Annotated in this window: 12 protein-coding genes; 3 read left to right on the top strand and 9 right to left on the bottom strand. The window is 62.3% G+C overall.

Going from position 1 to position 16,665, the window contains the following annotated elements:
• Nucleotides 1–56 precede the first annotated feature (56 nt).
• Nucleotides 57–1,085, bottom strand: coding sequence for a phosphate ABC transporter substrate-binding protein PstS (gene pstS / locus JFU04_RS10000; RefSeq protein WP_065905629.1), 1,029 nt, complete (start codon nt 1,083–1,085; stop codon nt 57–59).
• A 303-nt stretch (nt 1,086–1,388) separates the two neighbouring features.
• On the opposite strand from pstS, the gene JFU04_RS09995 reads away from it, so the two are divergent.
• Together JFU04_RS09995 and JFU04_RS09990 are read left to right on the top strand one after the other, a co-directional pair.
• A complete protein-coding gene (locus tag JFU04_RS09995) occupies nt 1,389–3,614 on the top strand; it encodes an ATP-binding protein (RefSeq protein WP_065905628.1) in 2,226 nt (741 codons plus the stop codon).
• A 199-nt stretch (nt 3,615–3,813) separates the two neighbouring features.
• Nucleotides 3,814–4,800, top strand: coding sequence for a zinc-binding dehydrogenase (locus JFU04_RS09990; RefSeq protein WP_201146362.1), 987 nt, complete (start codon nt 3,814–3,816; stop codon nt 4,798–4,800).
• Here the strand turns inward: JFU04_RS09990 and JFU04_RS09985 are convergent.
• The 8 genes from JFU04_RS09985 to JFU04_RS09950 all read right to left on the bottom strand — a co-directional run bounded on the left by JFU04_RS09985 (nt 4,797) and on the right by JFU04_RS09950 (nt 14,829).
• A complete protein-coding gene (locus JFU04_RS09985) occupies nt 4,797–5,471 on the bottom strand; it encodes a GntR family transcriptional regulator (protein ID WP_342389435.1) in 675 nt (224 codons plus the stop codon). The genes JFU04_RS09990 and JFU04_RS09985 overlap by 4 nt on opposite strands.
• A 126-nt stretch (nt 5,472–5,597) precedes the next feature.
• Nucleotides 5,598–6,653 carry an ABC transporter permease gene (locus JFU04_RS09980; RefSeq protein WP_120448139.1) on the bottom strand — a complete coding sequence of 352 codons (1,056 nt, stop codon included), beginning with the start codon at nt 6,651–6,653 and terminating at the stop codon, nt 5,598–5,600.
• Nucleotides 6,646–8,157 (bottom strand): sugar ABC transporter ATP-binding protein, encoded by a 1,512-nt coding sequence (locus JFU04_RS09975; protein WP_201143967.1) that lies wholly within the window; start codon nt 8,155–8,157, stop codon nt 6,646–6,648. The genes JFU04_RS09980 and JFU04_RS09975 overlap by 8 nt, the downstream gene beginning before the upstream one ends.
• Nucleotides 8,158–8,224: 67 nt before the next feature.
• Complete coding sequence (locus JFU04_RS09970) at nt 8,225–9,460, bottom strand: sugar ABC transporter substrate-binding protein (protein ID WP_107339022.1); 1,236 nt, start codon at nt 9,458–9,460, stop codon at nt 8,225–8,227.
• A 69-nt stretch (nt 9,461–9,529) separates the two neighbouring features.
• Entirely contained in the window at nt 9,530–11,035 is a 1,506-nt protein-coding gene (locus JFU04_RS09965) for an aldehyde dehydrogenase (RefSeq protein ID WP_065905625.1), read from the bottom strand.
• A 30-nt stretch (nt 11,036–11,065) separates the two neighbouring features.
• Nucleotides 11,066–12,343 (bottom strand): carbohydrate porin, encoded by a 1,278-nt coding sequence (locus JFU04_RS09960; RefSeq protein ID WP_201143966.1) that lies wholly within the window; start codon nt 12,341–12,343, stop codon nt 11,066–11,068.
• 124 nt (nt 12,344–12,467) lie between these two features.
• Nucleotides 12,468–13,640 carry an iron-containing alcohol dehydrogenase gene (locus tag JFU04_RS09955; RefSeq protein WP_201143965.1) on the bottom strand — a complete coding sequence of 391 codons (1,173 nt, stop codon included), beginning with the start codon at nt 13,638–13,640 and terminating at the stop codon, nt 12,468–12,470.
• 43 nt (nt 13,641–13,683) lie between these two features.
• Complete coding sequence (locus tag JFU04_RS09950) at nt 13,684–14,829, bottom strand: glycerol dehydrogenase (RefSeq protein ID WP_065906092.1); 1,146 nt, start codon at nt 14,827–14,829, stop codon at nt 13,684–13,686.
• 222 nt (nt 14,830–15,051) lie between these two features.
• Here JFU04_RS09950 and JFU04_RS09945 point away from each other — a divergent pair, with 222 nt between their 5' ends.
• Complete coding sequence (locus JFU04_RS09945; protein WP_201143964.1) at nt 15,052–16,650, top strand: GMC family oxidoreductase; 1,599 nt, start codon at nt 15,052–15,054, stop codon at nt 16,648–16,650.
• Nucleotides 16,651–16,665 lie beyond the last annotated feature (15 nt).

The following is a 16,665-nucleotide window of genomic DNA, read 5'->3' as shown; positions in this document are numbered from 1 at the left end:
GGGGGAAACTCCCTCGGCGCGGCTGGACGCACACACCGAGAGAGACCACACGGGTGTTACTGGATGTTGGCGGAAGCCTTGCGAACCTGATCGACAACCGATTGCGGCAGCGGGATGTAGCCCATCGAATCAGCGATCTTCTGCCCTTCGGTCAGGCTGTACTCGACCATTTCACGCATGGCCTTGGCCTTGGCCGGGTTGCCGTTGTCCTTGCGGAAGATCATCCAGGTGTAGGAGGTGATCGGGTAGGACTTGGCGCCATCCGGGTCCGGCAGCCAGGCCACCAGGCTTTCCGGCATTTTCACCGCGGCCAGAGCCTCGGCACCGCTTTCGGCGTTTGGCACGACGTAATGGCCGGCCTTGTTCTGCAACTGGGCGAAGTCAACCTTGGCCAGTTTGGCGAAGCCGTACTCGATGTAGCCGATGGCGCCCGGGGTCTGGCGTACAGTGGCGGTCACACCATCGTTCTTCGGCGACTTGATGAATTTGTCGCTGGCTGGCCAGTTGACGGTGTTGCCTTCACCCAGGTCCTTCTGGAACTGCGGGTTGATCGCCGCCAAGTGCTTGGTGAAGACGGCGGTGGTACCGCTGGAATCAGCACGCACGACCACGGTGATTGGCGTGTCGGTGAGTTTCAGGTCCGGGTTGGCGGCGACGATCTGAGGGTCGTTCCACTTGGTGATCTTGCCCAGGAAGATGTTGGAATAAACCTCGCGTGGCAGCTTCAGGCCCTTGGGGTTGCCCGGCAGGTTATAGGCCAGCACGATTTCGCCCGCCGTCATCGGCAGCAACTGCACGCCTTCGGCGACCTTGGCGATGTCTTCGTCTTTCATCGCCGAGTCACTGGCGGCGAAATCGACGGTTTTATTCAGGAAGTCCTGCACACCTGCGCCGCTGCCCTTGGATTGGTAATCCACGGTGACACCCGCGCTTTTCTTGCTGAAATCCTTGAACCAGGTGAGGTAGATCGGTGCAGGGAAGCTGGCGCCTGAACCGGTCAGACGGACGTTCTCGGCAGCAAATACCGAGGTGGCCCCCAGCGAAACCGCAACGGCGAGTGCAGCAGACTTCATCAGACGTTTCATTCAGGAGAATCCTTGTAATTACGGGCTCCCGAACTGTGCAGCAGAGTTGTTACGTTTTTATGAAAGTTGAATGGCAAACCACGCGCTTGTCCCCATTTACCGTCTCAATGTGGCCTTTAGCGGTCATTGGTTCGTAACAAAATGCGACTAGGACGCTTCGCGCGCCGCGCTGAAAAAGTAGCCAGCCCCCGAAAAGCCGGCTTTACTTCTCGCAAAGCCCCTCTCCCCCTGATTGAACCCTCTGGCGGGCGCGCGGGTCTTAGCGGCTTGGTTGCTCCCTCTCACACATCGATGGAAACAGCAGTGAAAGACCTGACTCGTGAAGAGCTGGAGGCGCAAGTCCTGCGCCTGCGTGCCCTGCTGACAGAGGCGGGCGTCGACCCCATGTCAGGCGCGCGCAGCGAAGATGTACCGCCGAATTCCTTCGAAGACACCCAGGCACGCTATCGCCAGGCGCTGCTCGACATGTCGAACATGCGCTCCGCGCACGTCGCATTGCGCCAGAGCGAAGAGCGATTTCGCACCATCCTGGAGACGGTCGAGTCGGCGTTTGCCATCGTCAAGGTCAAGTTCGATGCCGATGATCGGCCGATCGACTACCGGTTTGTCGAGGCCAACCCGGCGTTCGAGCGCCAGGCCGGGGTCGACCTGCGCGGCAAGTGGGTCACCGAGTTCGCCCCCGACCTGGAAAGTTTCTGGTTCGAGACCTACGGGCACGTGGCCAAGACCGGCGAGCCAGCCACTTTCGAAAGCTACGCTGAAGCGTTCAAGCGCTGGTTCGACGTGCGCGCGGTGCGTGTCGGCGACCCGGCCGACCGGCAGATCGCGATTATCTTCAGTGACGTCACCGAGCGGCGCAACGCGCAGGAGCGCCTGCGCATCAGCGAAGCAGTGGCGCGGCAAAACGTCGAGCGCGTGCAACTGGCGCTGGCCGCCGGTGCGATCATCGGCACCTGGCATTGGGACCTGCCCAGCGACCGCTTCACCATCGACGACGCGTTCGCCCGCGCCTTTGGCGTGGACCCGGCCCTGGGCCATGAAGGCCTGAGCCTGGCGCAGGTGATCACCTCGGTGCACCCGGAAGACCGCGACGGGCTGACCACCGCCATCAATGCCGCGATTGCCCGTGGCGGCGCCTACGCGCACCAGTACCGCGTGCTTCGCGCCGACGGCAAATACTATTGGATCGAGGCCAACGGCCGGGTCGAACTTGCCGAAGATGGCACGCCCTTGACCTTGCCGGGCGTGGTCATCGACGTCGAGGGCCGGCGCTCCGTGGAAGCCGAGCGCGACCGCGCGACCGCCGCACTGCGCGCCCTCAACGAAACCCTCGAGCAACGCGTGGCCGAGCGCACCGTCGAGCTGATCCAGGCCGAGGAAAAACTGCGCCAGTCGCAGAAAATGGAAGCCGTGGGCCAACTGACCGGCGGCCTCGCCCATGACTTCAACAACTTGCTGGCGGGGATCTCCGGCGCGCTTGAACTGACGGTGCTGCGCATCGCGCAGGGTCGCTGGGCGGAAGTCGACAAGTACATCACCACCGCCCAGGGTGCGGCCAAGCGCGCGGCGGCGCTGACCCACCGTCTGCTCGCCTTCTCGCGCCGGCAGACCCTGGACCCGCGGCCCACCGATGTGAACCTGCTGATGGACGACATGGGCGAGCTGATCCAGCGCACCGTGGGTCCCAGCATCAGTGTGGAAACCCTCGGCGCCAGTGGCGTATGGCCGACGCTGGTGGATGCCAGCCAGCTGGAAAACGCCCTGCTCAACCTGTGCATCAACGCCCGCGACGCCATGCCCGATGGCGGGCGCATCAGCATCGAGACCGCCAATGTGCGGGTGGACGCTGCCACTGCCAGCGCCCAAGACCTGAGCGCAGGGGAATACCTGACGCTGACCGTCACCGACACCGGTACCGGCATGACGCCCGATGTCATGGCCAAGGCGTTCGATCCGTTCTTCACCACCAAACCCATCGGCCAGGGCACGGGTCTCGGGCTGTCGATGATCTATGGGTTCGCCAAACAGTCCGGCGGGCAGGCGCGCATTGCCTCCGAGGTCGGGCGCGGCACCGCCATCAGCCTTTACCTGCCACGTTATTATGGACAGACCATTGAGCCCACGCCCGAGCAGGACAGTACCAGTGCCGCACCGGCGGAGTACGGCGAGACCATCCTGATCGTCGACGATGAACCCAGTGTGCGCACGCTGTTGATGGATGTACTCGGCGGCCTCGACTACAGCCTGATCGAAGCGAGTGACAGCATTACCGGGCTCAAGATCCTGCGCTCCGACGTGCACATCGACCTGCTCATCACCGACGTCGGCCTGCCCGGCGGCATGAACGGACGCCAGATGGCCGACGCCGGCCGCGAAGTACGGCCCGCGCTGAAAACCCTGTTCATCACCGGCTACGCCGAAGGCGCCATCATTGGCGACACGCGCTTGGGGCCTGGCATGCAGATACTGACCAAGCCGTTTGCGCTGGACACGTTGACGGCGCGGGTGCGGGAGTTGATCGAGTCGTGAGCGTCACGCGATGTCGCCGGCCCCGCAGGTTACTGTGGCCGACGTCAGCACATCCCCCCGCTGCACACGCGGGAGGATCAGCCCCGCGCCTTGATGATTGTTGATTCTTTCTCACAACACTCATTCCAGAAGGCACATTTATCGCCAGCGCGTCCCAGGTGATACTGCGCGACTCTCGCCTTAGGGATAAACACTGATGATGAAGACAGATTTCGCTGCCTGGTCCTGGACTGCAGGTGCGGGGATCGACGGTTTGCAGCTGGTCCGCAAAAGCCTGGATCAGCCCGGACCGGGTGAGGTGCTCATCGCCAATCGTGCCATCGCCTTGAACCCGGTGGACTGGAAGATCATCGAGTGGGGTCATGCGGCGTGGAAAACCGGACATGTGCCGGGCGTGGATGGCATGGGCATGGTGGTTGCGAGCGGTGCCGGAGTGCCGATCAAACCCGGTACGCGCGTGGCCTACCATCAGTCGCTGGATCGCGACGGCAGTTTTGCCGAGTTCTGCATACTCGATGCGGCGACGGTGATGACCGTGCCGGCGGCCCTCGATGATGCCTGGGCGGCCTCACTGCCCTGCCCCGGCTTGACGGCCTGGCAGGCGCTGGAAAAGATTCCGGGCAGTGCTGGCGAGGTGTTGGTGGTCGGCGCGGGCGGTGCGGTGGGCCTGCTGTTGGCGCAGTTGGCGGTACAGCGTGGGTTGCGTGTGTGGGCCACGGCGAGCACGGCTCATCATGCCCACCTGAAGGCATTGGGCGTGGTCGGTGTATTCGATTACCGCGACGCCGGCTGGCAGCAGGCACTTCAGTCAGCCCTGGGCGAACGCCGCCTAGACGCCGTGTTCGACACCGTGAGCGGTGCGCATGCAGCCACACTCGCGCCCCTGCTCGGCTACAACGGGCACCTGGTGTGCATCCAGGACCGCCAGGAAAGCGCGCCATTGCCGGCTTTCAGCACTGCGATTTCACTGCACGAGGTGGCGCTCAACAGCTTTCACGCCTACGCCAGCCTGAGTGATCGGCAGGCCTTGCGCCAACACGGCGAACGGCTTCTCGACGCGGTCCTGAACGGCAAACTGCGGGTACCTGCACAGCAGGTCTTCGACTTCCATGAGCTGCCGCAAGCGCTTCGTGCCCTCAAGCAAGGTTCCAGCAGTGGCAAATGGGTAGCGCGCCTCGCCGACTAAACCTCGGCCAGGCTTTCCTTCTTCTCCAACCACTCGATCATCAACTCTCCCCAGGCGATATCGGCCTGCAGCGCGGCCTTGGCTTTGCCCGAGTCGCGCGTGCGCAGGCCTTCAAGCACTTCAAAGTGCTTATGCTGGGCGCTCGCCAGTTCCAATTTCGGCACTTCCGCGTGGAAGCGGCTGAGCAGCGGCCCCATGATGACCCACATGTTCTCCAGGGTCTTGGACACCACAGGCATGCGCGCCGCGCTGATCAGGCCGAAGTGGAACTCGCGGTTGAGCAATGCCGCCTGCCGATGGTCGACCGAAACCGCCTTCTGAAACGCATCCTGGATACCTTCAAGATTGATCAGTTCCGGCACGGTAATGCGCTGCGCGGCGGCACCGGCAGCCTCACCTTCAAGCAGATGACGGATCAACTGGATTTCCCTGAGCTGGCTGACCGACAACTCCGGCACGTAGATGGACGTCGCGGCCTTCATGTCCAGCGCATGGTCGCTGACCAGCCGGAAGATCGCCTCGCGCACTGGCGTGATCGAGACCCCGAACTCTTCGGCCAGGGTGCTGATGCGCAGGCGATCGCCGGGCTGGTATTGGCCGTCCATCAACGCCGTGCGAATAATGGAATACACCCGCTCACTCAAGTTGCCTTTATCAATGGGCTTATGCACGGTCACTGTTACTCGATCTCCATGGTCGATGACGTGCGCCCGGCAGGCCTCGACGCCTGCGGCAGGGGCGCAGATCACGCATCATACATCATCATTTTACCCCTGCCACTCCGGCAGGCGCGTCCTTCAAATCCGTGCGTCGCGCCGTCCTACGCCCTGCAACAGCACGGCAATCACGATAATCGCCCCCTTGATAATCTGCTGTGGGTAGGCCGGTACACTCAGCAGATTCATGATATTGCCGATCAGCCCCAGCACCAGCACGCCGACCACGGTGTAGAAAATCGTGCCTTTGCCGCCGCTCAGCAGCGCGCCGCCGATGACGCACGCCGCAATTGCATCGAGCTCCAGCGCCATGCCCGCGCTGGGCGCCGCAACACCCGAGCGCGACGCAATCACCACCCCGGCCAATGCCGCCAGCCCACCACAGATGCCATAGGCCGCCAACTTGTAGCGTTCCACCGCAATCCCGGCCAGGCGCACCGCGGTTTCGTTGCTGCCGCTGGCAATCGTCAGTCGTCCGTAGGTGTTGTAACGCAGGATCAGCGCAAAGACGACCGTCACCAGGATCGCCAGCCACACGGGCCAGGGAATGCCCAGTACGCCATCGGCCAGGCGCCCGAAATCGCGCAACCACTGGGCACTGGTCAGCTTGTCATCCAGCCGTTGCGGCTGGCCGTTCGACAAAATAAAGGCCAGGCCGCGCCCTACCGTCATCATCGCCAGCGTGGCGATAAAGGGTGCCATGCGGAAGTAGGCGATAAACGTGCCTGTCACCAAGCCCATCAAGACGCCGGATGCGACCGCGACCGTCACCGCCAGCAGCAGCCCAAGTCCCCCTTCGACCGGCATCACGTTCAGGGTCATGGCCACCACGATCCCGCCCACGGCAGCCACCGACGCCACGGACAAATCGATCCCCGCCGTCAGAATCACGATCAACATGCCGATGCTCACCAGCAACAGCGGCGTCAATTGGCGCAACAGGTTGCCGAGGTTCTGATAGGTGAAAAAATCCGCGGACAAGACGCTGGCGACAATCGCCAGCAGTACCAGCATCACCAGCGCGTTGTGCTCAAGAAACAGGCGTTGCAGTGAGCGCCGGTGCGCACGCCCGGCATCGGCGTGGCTGTCGTGTTGCAGCGGTTCGGCCGCGGCCAGTTTGTAATCAGGGTTATTCATGGTGCTCGACTCCCATCGCCAGGCAAATCATCTGTTGTTCTTTGATGCGCTCACCCACCAGCTCACCGGCGATCGCACCTTCGCGCATGACCACAACGCGGTCACACATACCGATCACTTCGATCATTTCCGAAGACACCATGATGATTGCCACCCCTTGCTCGGCAAGGGCGTTGATCACCCGGTAGATTTCGGTTTTCGCACCCACATCCACGCCGCGTGTCGGCTCATCGAGAATCAGCACGCGGCAACCCGCATCGACCCACTTCATCAGCGCGACTTTCTGTTGATTGCCACCCGACAGGTCACCGACCCGTTGCTCGATGGAACGCGTCTTCACCGACAGTTGCTTGCGCAGGGCCTCGATGCCCTGGGTCTCCCTGCCGCTGGCGATCCAGCCCATGCGTCCGGTATAGGGGCTGGCGGGGCGCAGCGCGCCATTGACGCGGATCGACATTTCCAGCAGCACGCCCTGCTGCTTGCGGTCCTCGGGCAGCAGGCCAATGCCATTGGCGATGGCTTCGCGCGGCGTGCGGTTGTGCAGTTCGCGCCCATTCAAGCGCAGGGTCCCGGAGGTCTTGCGGTCGGCGCCGAAGATCGCGCGCATCGTCTCCGTGCGCCCTGCCCCCACCAGGCCGCAGAAGCCCAGTACTTCACCGACACGCACGTTGAAGCTCACGTTGCGCACCAGCCGCCCGGCGCATAGCTGATCCACCTCCAACAGCACCTCGCCGATCTGCGCGTTGCGCGGCGGGAACAGGTCGCTGAGTTCACGGCCGATCATCATCTCGATCAGCCCGCGTTCGGTGACATCCGCCAGGGCCAGGGTGCCGACGGTCTTGCCATCCTTGAGCACTGTCGCGCGGTCACAGATGCGGAAAATCTCATCCATGCGGTGCGACACGTACACAATGCACACGCCCTTGCGGCGCAGCTCGTCGAGGATCTTGAAGAGCTTTTCCGCTTCATGCGAGGTCAGCACGGCGGTGGGCTCATCGAACACCAGCACCGAGGAATTACGCGACAACGCCTTGCAGATTTCCACGGCCTGCTGGTACGCCACCGGCAAGCTGCCGACCGCTTGGCGCACGTCGATATCGCTGAAACCCAGCTCATCCAGAATCGTCCGGGCCTTTTTGCGCATCGCAGCCCACTGCACAACACCACGGCTCTTGCCCAGGTCGTCGATGCAGATGTTTTCCGCCACCGACAGGTGCGGGGCCAGGGCAAACTCCTGGTAGATGATCGAGATACCCAGCTTGAGTGCATCGCCCGGCTTGCGGATATCCACCGATTCGCCATTCAGGCTGACCGTGCCGGTATCCCGTACGTAGGCCCCGGCAAGGATTTTCATCAGGGTCGACTTGCCCGCGCCGTTCTCGCCCATCAACGCATGGATTTCCCCGGCATGTGCCGAAAACCCAGCGTTGCTCAGTGCACTGATGCCACCGAATTTCTTCGAGATATCGCGCATCTCTACGGCTGGTGTGGGCATCGCATTCATGTTCTTCACCCTCTATTGACTGTCGCCGGACAGCCCGCCCCCGTTGGCGCGGGCTGTTTGGCGGGCGTTACTTGAGGGCCGCCTTGATCTGCTCGATGGAGCGGAACGGCGGCACGTTGTCGGTGGAGGGCGGCAGGCTGTCAGCCTTGATATAGGTGTCGACGTTGTCCGGGGTAATCAGCGTGACCGGGAAATACGACGCCAGCGGCAGGTTGTTGGCATCCAGGCCTTTGTCGAGGATCTGGTGAATCAGCTCAATCGCGGCCACGCCGGTTTCAGATCCGCTGTTGGTGGCACTCACCAGCAACTTGCCCTGCTTGATCAAGTCCAGCGCCACACGGAAGTTGCCCGCGCCGGAGGCGACCGTCACCTGGGCCTTCTTGCCGGCGTTTTCCAGGGCGTTGATTGCACCGATGGCAATGAAGTCGTTTTCCGCCAGCACCAGGTTCAGCTTGTCACCCTGCGACGCCAGGATGTCTTCGGTGGCCGCAAGCCCGCCCTCTTCGGTCCAGTCACCCCGGCCCCAGGCCAACACGTTGAAGCCACCTTCCGGCCAACTGAAACTGCCTTTGGCTTTGATCTGCTGGAACAACTTGAAGCCCTTGAGCATCGCGTCCTCCTTGGACAGGCCCAGCTTTCGCTCCTCGGAACGCGCGTAGACAATCCCGGAGATCATGCCGTTGAGCCGGCTTTCGGAGGTGGAGTTGCCCATCACGCCGATAACCATGGCGGCGTTGATCACCTTGGCCGGGTCGGTCTTGGCGATCACATAGCGGCCCGCCTCGAAACCGCTGCCGTAGGGGTTGCCGGTGCTGGTGGTGATTACCGGAGCCCGGGCATCTGGCGCAGTGCCCACGGTAATCACCGGAATCCCGGCTGCCACGGCGCGTTCCACATCCGACACCGAGCCGAGCACGTCGGTGGGATCGATCACGATCAGGTCGACGCCCAGGGTAATGAAGTTGTCGACCTGGGCGCTTTGTTTGGCGACGTCACTGTCCGCCACTTGCAGCTCGATATCGTAGTTGTACTTTTTCGCGATGGTTTTCGCGTCGTCGAGCATCGACACGAACCAGGGATTGCCCAGGGTGATCTCGGTCCAGCCGATACGCAGGCGCTCGCCTTTCTTTTTCAACGGCAATGCCTTGTTGATCGCCGTGCGATCCGGCATGTCGGGGTCAATCACGCCCGACAGCGCGGTATTGGGCATCAAGCTGTAGATTTCATGCTTGCCGGCGGCCCAGGCCTGGCTGCCGATAAGGGCCGCCAGGGCGAAGGTGGTGATCAAACGCTTCTTCATCATTATTGTTCTCCAGTGCGCTGATGGGATCGGTGATGCCGGCGCCGTCCTCGACAGCGCCGTGGTGTGGGCTCAGGCCTGTAAATCGATCCAGGCCGACTTGAGTTCGGAGTACTTGTCCAAGGCATGCAGCGAACGGTCGCGACCGTTGCCCGACTGCTTGTAGCCGCCAAACGGCATGGTGATGTCGCCGCCGTCGAAGCAGTTGACCCACACACTGCCGGCGCGCAGGGCGCGGATCATCGAGTGGGCGCGACTGAGGTTGCTGGTCCACAGGCTGGCAGCCAGGCCATAGGGCGAGTCATTGGCGATGTGCACCGCGTGCAGGTGATCCGTGGCGGTGATCACCGACAGGACCGGCCCGAAGATCTCTTCGCGGGCAATGGTCATGTCGTTGGTGACGTTGTCGAAGATCGTCGGCGGGATGAAGAACCCGTCGGCCAGGGCGCCACCGGCACGCTCACCGCCGAGGATGATCTGCGCGCCCTCCTCTGCACCGGTGCGGATGTAGCCGAGCACGCGGTCCATTTGCGCCTTGTCGACCATGGCGCCCAGTTGCGTGGCCGGATCGAGAGGGTCACCGACGCTGATACCGCGCGCGACCTTCAGGACCTCGGCGACGAATTCGGAACGGATACCCGCCTCGACAATCAGCCGCGAAGGCGCTACGCAGACTTCACCCTGGTTGAAAAACATCGATTTCGCGGCGGTGGCCGCCGCTTTTTCCAGGTCGTGGCAGTCATTGAGGATGATGTTCGGGGTCTTGCCGCCGCACTCCAACCAGACCCGCTTCATGTTCGATTGCCCCGCGTACTGCAGGAACAATTTGCCGACTTCGCCGGAGCCGGTGAAAACCAACGTGTCCACATCCATATGCAGGCCCAGCGCGCGGCCAGCGGTAGGGCCGAAACCCGGCAGCACGTTGAACACGCCTGGCGGAATGCCCGCTTCGGCCGCAAGCGCGGCGATGCGCAGCGCGGTCAAGGGCGATTGCTCGGCCGGCTTGAGGATCACCGAATTACCCATCGCCAGGGCCGGGGCTACCTTCCACATGGCCATCAGCATCGGGAAGTTCCAGGGCGTGACCGCCGCCACCACGCCGATGGCTTCGCGGGTGATCATGCCCAGCGCACCCGGCCCGGAGGGCGCGATTTCGTCGTAGACCTTGTCACAGCATTCGGCGTACCACTGCAGGCATTCGAGTACCGCGTGCACGTCAAAACCACTGCTTTCCGCGACCGGCTTGCCCATGTCCAGGGTTTCGAGCAGGGCCAGCTCAGTCATGTGCTGCTCGAACAGCGCGGCGAAGCGCAGCATGACTTTCTTGCGCTCCTTGGGCGGACGCTGCGACCACACGCCACTGTCGAACGCCTGGCGCGCCACCTGGACGGCAACGTCGACGTCTTCAGCCTGGCAGGACGCGACGTGATTGAGCACCTGGCCGTTGCGCGGAGAGATATTGGCGAAGGTCTCGCCGCTCAGTGCATCGACAAAGCGGCCATTGATGAAGGCCTGGCCTGGCAGGTCCAGGGCGGCGACACGCTGCTGGACCGCAGCGATATCCACGAGTGTATTCATGCTGTTGTATCTCCTGTCTGGTTCAAGGGGTTAGAAGCTGACTTCGGTTTTCAGGCCGAACACCACCACGCTCTTGTCCCCGCTCAATCCGCCGGGGTTGACCACGTATTGCACGTTGGGCCGCAGTGTCAGGGCCGGGGTCACGCTGACGCCGTAGTACAGCTCCATCGGGTATTCGGTGTGCGGTGCCGCCACGGTGTAGCCACTGGTCTGGCGGATGCGCCTGGCGGATTTTTCATTCACTTCCAGGCGGCCCAGCGCCAGGCCGATTTCATCCTGCGGACGTGCGGCAAACGGACCGCTGATAAAGGCACCGGCATGCCAGACGTTTTCCACGTAGGACACGTCGCGGTCCGACTGAATGAAGTTGGCAAACAGATTGAGGCCGCGGGCACTGTTGTCCGGGTCCTGGTACACGCGTTGGTCGACCATGGCGTAGAAGCCGCGGGCTGAATCGTGCTGGTCGGGGGCTTTGCCGGTCAGGCCGATCGGCTGGCCATCGAGATCGCGGTACACGTCGTTGAAATCACCGGTGTTGCGCCAGACGCCCACGCGGTACGTGCCAGGCAGGCCGTTGAGCCTCGGCGTCCAGGCCAGTTCGCCCACGGCGAGGTAGCCGGTAGTGCCCGAGGGACTGCCGAAATTCAGGCCCTGGCCGTTCTCGGTAAAGCGCGGGTTGACCTGATACAGCGAGGCGTTGACGGTCAGCTCATCGGTCAACTTGCCCGCCACCGCCGCGCCCCACTGGCTGACCGGCCAAGTAAACCAGTTGGGGGTGATGTAGCCCGGCACCGTGCCGCAGAACGTCAGGTTCTGGAACTTGCAGGAAAACGGGAACACATCGCCGCTCATGGGCAAGCGGCCGAGCTTGACCACCAGTCGGTCGTCGAGCAGTTGCTGCTGGTAATAGAACTGCACCAGCCGCGTGACGCTGCCGTAGCCGTAGATTTCCTGGGCGGCCAGCAAGGTGTGAGTGCCCGCCTCGGCCGTCAGGCTTTCGCCGTTGCGGTTGCTGAAGGTCATGCGAAAACTCGCGCCCTGCCAACCGAGCAGCTTTTGCAGGTCGAAGTTGCTGTCGATCATCAGCTGATCGCTGTAGGTGCCTTTGTGCGTGTCGCCGCCCTGGGTGTTGTAGGCCAGCTCGTTGACGTACGTCAGCTGGAAGTCCACTCCCTGTTCATGCAGGCGCGTGCGTTCACCGTTCCAGTCGCCAAGCAGAAAGTTGTCCGGCGAATAACTGGCGGCAAACACGCCAGGGCCTACACACGCACTTAGAAGTCCTGCGGCAACGATGGTTTTATTGGTCATTGTCAGTGTTCCCGAAACTGTTTTTATTGTTGGTTTTAGTGTTTTTCGAGCATGCAGAATCCCGCCAACCCAACTGACGGGTCGGTGAAGCAACAGCGTTAACGCGGTGTGACTGAAACGTCGGTTAGAAGCACATCCTCACGATGGCGGCGACCTCCTCCTGGTTGTTGATCGGCTTAGGGTGGCAGGCCAGGTCCTGGTTGAAACTGGTCCAGACGGTGTGGGCAAATTCATCGACTTGCTCAGGGCGCAAACCGTAGCTGCAAAAGGTGTCGGTGACCCCCAGGGTGGTGAAGAGCTGTTCGAGGATTACGGGCAGGCGCTCAGCGCGCTCGTTGGTCGACAGGCCCAGGGTTTCCGGGCACAGGATCCCGGCCACGGTGGCAAACTTTTCGGCGGCGACCGGCAAGGTCCAGCGGATGACATGCGGGGTGCTCGCCGCCACCGTGCCACCATGGGGCGCGTCGGTCATTGCGCCCAAGGGCTGGCCCAAGGCATGGGACACGGTCACCCCGGCACCGGCAATAGCCATGCCGCCCAGGGTCGAGGCAAATGCCATGTTGGCGCGTGCCTCCAGGTCAGTGCCGTGCTCCACGCAGCGCTGGGCATTCGCCGCAAACAGGCGGATGGCTTGCAAGGCCACCATTTCCACCCAGGGTGTGCAATGGATACTGATATAGGCTTCGAGTGCATGACAGAAGGTATCGACCGCCGTCAGCGCGGTGAGTTTGGGCGGTTTCGACACCAGGATCTGCGGGTCGATCAACGCGACGTCAGGGTAGATGAACGGGTTGACGATGGCGCACTTGAGGCCCAGCTCGGGGTTGTTGATCACCGCAAAAGGCGTGGCTTCGGTGCCAGTACCGGAGGTGGTCGGCACCACCAGCAGCGGCAGGCCACGGCGTTGCGGGCGGCGTACCTCTTCGCCGAGGCGCTCGGTGTAATCCCAGCAATTGCCACCGTGCACGGCGACGAACGCCACGGCCTTGGCCGAATCGATCGCACTGCCGCCACCCATGGCCACGACCACGTCGCAGCCTGCGCGAAGCACTTGATCGACCGCGCGATCAATCGTGGTGTGACGGGGGTTGGGCACGATGTCGTAGAACTCGAGATATTCGATACCGCGCTCGATAAAGCTGGCAGTAACCTGCGCGACCCACTCGCTGCCTTCGAGAAACGGGTCGACCATCAGGAACACCTTGGTGCCGAACGGCGCGACTTTGTCGCCCATGCGCCGGATGGCGCCGACCTCGAAGTCCAGGGTGAGAGGCAGACTTGCCTGAAATGCGTTCATCAGTTCACCTTTGTTCTTATTGGAATGTGTGACCGGCCCGGCCTTATCGCAGCGCGCCGCCATATTTGTACAACTCGCCCAGATCGCTGGCGGCAATGAGCGCAGCTCTCATCTCATCGACAGTCACGGCGAAGGGCTCGACGTTGCTGGTCTGGTTCGGGTCGGCCGCGGTGCGGGCCACAGCATCGAGTTCCTGCGCGGTGATATCGGCCAGGCCGAGATCGCCGAAGGTCACCGGCAAACCAATGCTCAGGCAAAAGCGCAACACGGCATCCAGTTCACCGCTGGTTTTGCCTTCCAGTACCAGCATCACCAGCGTGCCGAACGCCACGTACTCACCGTGGTACATCGTGGCGCGGAGGCCCAACTCACTGAAACCGCAATACACCGCGTGGGCGGTGGCGACGCCATTGCTTTCAAAGCCGATGCCGCTCATCAAGGCGTTGGCTTCCACCACGCGGTTGAATGCCTTGGTCACGCAGCGCTGCTCGGCGGCGCGCTTGGCTTGCACGCCGTCTTCAAGCAGGACGCGGTAGCACAGCTCGGCAATCGCCATCGAGGTCAGCGTGGCCTTGGCCCCGCCGCCGCCCTCCTTCATGCCGCCGCCGGCATTGCCGAGAAAGTTGTCGCGGTAGCCTTCAACACAGGTGCGGGCTTCGAAATACGTCGACAGCGCATCGCCCATGCCGGCTACCAGCAGGCGCACCGGGGCCTGGGCGATGATCCAGGTGTCGACCACCACCACATCCGGGCTGCGCTGGAAAAACAGCACGTCGTCAAACGCGCCGGCTTCGGTGTACAGCACCGACAGCGAACTGGTCGGCGCGTCGTTGGAAACCACCGTCGGCACGATGCACAACGGCACCCGCGCCTGATTGGCGAGCGCCTTGGCAGCATCGAGCACTTTGCCACCGCCGATACCGATCACACCGTCGCACTCAAGCCCCTGCATCAACACCGCCAAGCGCTGGATTTCCTGGCGGGTCACTTCGCCGGAAAAAATCCCGTAGTGAAGCGCGGTGCGGGTGCTGGCGAAGCTGCTTTCCAGGGTTGGCTTCAGGCTGTCCAGGCGGCCCTGGGTGGTGATCACCATGAGGCGGCGACCGAACCAGGCGACGTGCAGTGCCAGGCGGTCGAGTTCTTTGTAGCCCTGGATATAACGACCAGGTGCGGCAAATATCTGGGTCATCTCAGTGTTCATCCTGGCCCCATCGAGGAGGCTTTTTGTTATTGCTTTGAGGACGTGGTCGAGGGGCAATACCGTCGACGGATCGATGATATATCATATTTAATTTTTTACTGCCAACCGCTTTTTCGAATGAAAAACCGCCGTGAAAGACAGGGATTGACGCTTGGGGGGATCGAAGATATATGATGCATGAAAACAAGAACAACGTTATTCGGAGACGACATGCACGATTACATTGTCATTGGCGGCGGGTCTGCGGGTTGTGCGCTGACGGGTCGTTTGATCGAGGCCGGGGCCTCGGTCCTGCTGATTGAAGCAGGCCCCCGGGACACGCATCCGCTGATTCATATTCCTGCCGGTTTTACCCGATTGCTCTCCAGCCCCCTGCTGTCTCGCCATGAGACACAGGCACAGACGGCCATGGACGGACGCAAACGCATTCTTCCCCAAGGCCGCGTATTGGGCGGCGGCAGTTCGGTGAATGCGTTGATCTACATTCGCGGCCAGCACGAGGACTACGACGACTGGGCTGCCACTGGCTGCAACGGCTGGTCGTTTCGCGAAGTGCTGCCCTACTTCAAGCGCGCTGAAGACAATGAGCGCTTCGATAACGGCTTTCATGCCACAGGCGGTCCGCTGGGGGTTTCGGACCTCAAGCAGGTGTGTGAATTGTCACGCGGCTTCGTGCGTGCCGCGCAGCAGGCGGGCATCCCGTTTACCGCCGACTTCAACGGTGAACGCCAGAATGGCGTCGGCTTCAACCAGATCACCGCACGCAACAATCGCCGTTGCAGTGCCGCCGTGGCGTACCTGCGCACCGCCGAAAAATCCGAGCGCCTGACAGTCATCACCGACGCCACCGTGCAGCGTGTGGTGCTCGAAGGCAATCAAGCGGTCGGTGTCGAGTACCGTCACAAGGGCCAGATTGTGCAGGCTCGCTGCAGCAAGGAAGTGGTGCTCAGCGCGGGCGCGATCCAGTCGCCCAAGCTGCTGATGCTGTCCGGTATCGGCCCGGCCGCTGAGCTTGAGCGTCATGGTATTGCCGTGCAGCACACGTTGCCCGGCGTCGGCCAGAACCTGCAGGACCATGCCGAAGTCGGCAGCATCGCCTATTGCCACGGCAAATACGGCTACTACGGCCAGGACAACGCATTCAACACCGTGAAAAACGGCCTGCAATACTTGATGTTCGGCAGTGGGCCGGTGAGTTCGAACGTGACTGAAGCCTGTGCCTTCATCAACACCGACCACCCGCAGGAACGGCCGAACGCGCAGATGCATTTTGTGCCCATCGTGTTTTTCGACCTCGACCAGGAGGCGATCAAGAAACCCGGCGCGACCATCAATACCTGCGTCTTGCGACCGATGAGCCGAGGCGAAATCCGCCTCGCCGACAAGCACGCCGACACCCCACCACTGATCGACCCCCGCTACTTTGCACACCCGGAGGACCGCCGTGTCGCCATCAAAGGGCTGAACCTGTCGCGGGAAATCCTCGCGCAACCGGCAATGCGCGCCTACACCGACGAAGAGGTATTCCCCGGCTCGAGTGTGCGCAGCGATGAGGACCTGCTGAGCTACATCAACCAGCGCGCGAAAACCGTCTACCACCCGGTCGGCACCTGCAAGATGGGCACTGACGCCATGGCCGTGGTCGACCCGGAATTGCGCGTGCACGGCCTGCGCAACCTGCGGGTAGTGGACGCCTCGATCATGCCTAACCTGATCTCCGGCAATACCAATGCACCGTCCATCATGATCGGCGAAAAAGCCGCCGACCTGATCCTCGGGCGCAGCGCATTGCTTGCGGCCCACGTCTAGAACACAGGAATCCAG

This window comes from Pseudomonas sp. TH21 (genome assembly GCF_016651025.1).
Classification (GTDB): Bacteria; Pseudomonadota; Gammaproteobacteria; order Pseudomonadales; family Pseudomonadaceae; genus Aquipseudomonas; species Aquipseudomonas aylmerensis.
This window is presented reverse-complemented; position numbering and strand designations above follow the sequence as displayed.

Excerpts from the sequence above, each read along its gene's own strand:
- JFU04_RS09960 (WP_201143966.1), bottom strand. The coding sequence starts at position 12,343 with ATGACCAATAAAACCATCGTTGCCGCAGGACTTCTAAGTGCGTGTGTA.
- JFU04_RS09975 (WP_201143967.1), bottom strand. The coding sequence starts at position 8,157 with ATGAATGCGATGCCCACACCAGCCGTAGAGATGCGCGATATCTCGAAG.
- JFU04_RS09950 (WP_065906092.1), bottom strand. The coding sequence starts at position 14,829 with ATGACCCAGATATTTGCCGCACCTGGTCGTTATATCCAGGGCTACAAA.
- JFU04_RS09970 (WP_107339022.1), bottom strand. The coding sequence starts at position 9,460 with ATGATGAAGAAGCGTTTGATCACCACCTTCGCCCTGGCGGCCCTTATC.
- JFU04_RS09965 (WP_065905625.1), bottom strand. The coding sequence starts at position 11,035 with ATGAATACACTCGTGGATATCGCTGCGGTCCAGCAGCGTGTCGCCGCC.
- JFU04_RS09990 (WP_201146362.1), top strand. The coding sequence starts at position 3,814 with ATGAAGACAGATTTCGCTGCCTGGTCCTGGACTGCAGGTGCGGGGATC.
- JFU04_RS09980 (WP_120448139.1), bottom strand. The coding sequence starts at position 6,653 with ATGAATAACCCTGATTACAAACTGGCCGCGGCCGAACCGCTGCAACAC.
- JFU04_RS09945 (WP_201143964.1), top strand. The coding sequence starts at position 15,052 with ATGCACGATTACATTGTCATTGGCGGCGGGTCTGCGGGTTGTGCGCTG.
- JFU04_RS09955 (WP_201143965.1), bottom strand. The coding sequence starts at position 13,640 with ATGAACGCATTTCAGGCAAGTCTGCCTCTCACCCTGGACTTCGAGGTC.
- pstS (WP_065905629.1), bottom strand. The coding sequence starts at position 1,085 with ATGAAACGTCTGATGAAGTCTGCTGCACTCGCCGTTGCGGTTTCGCTG.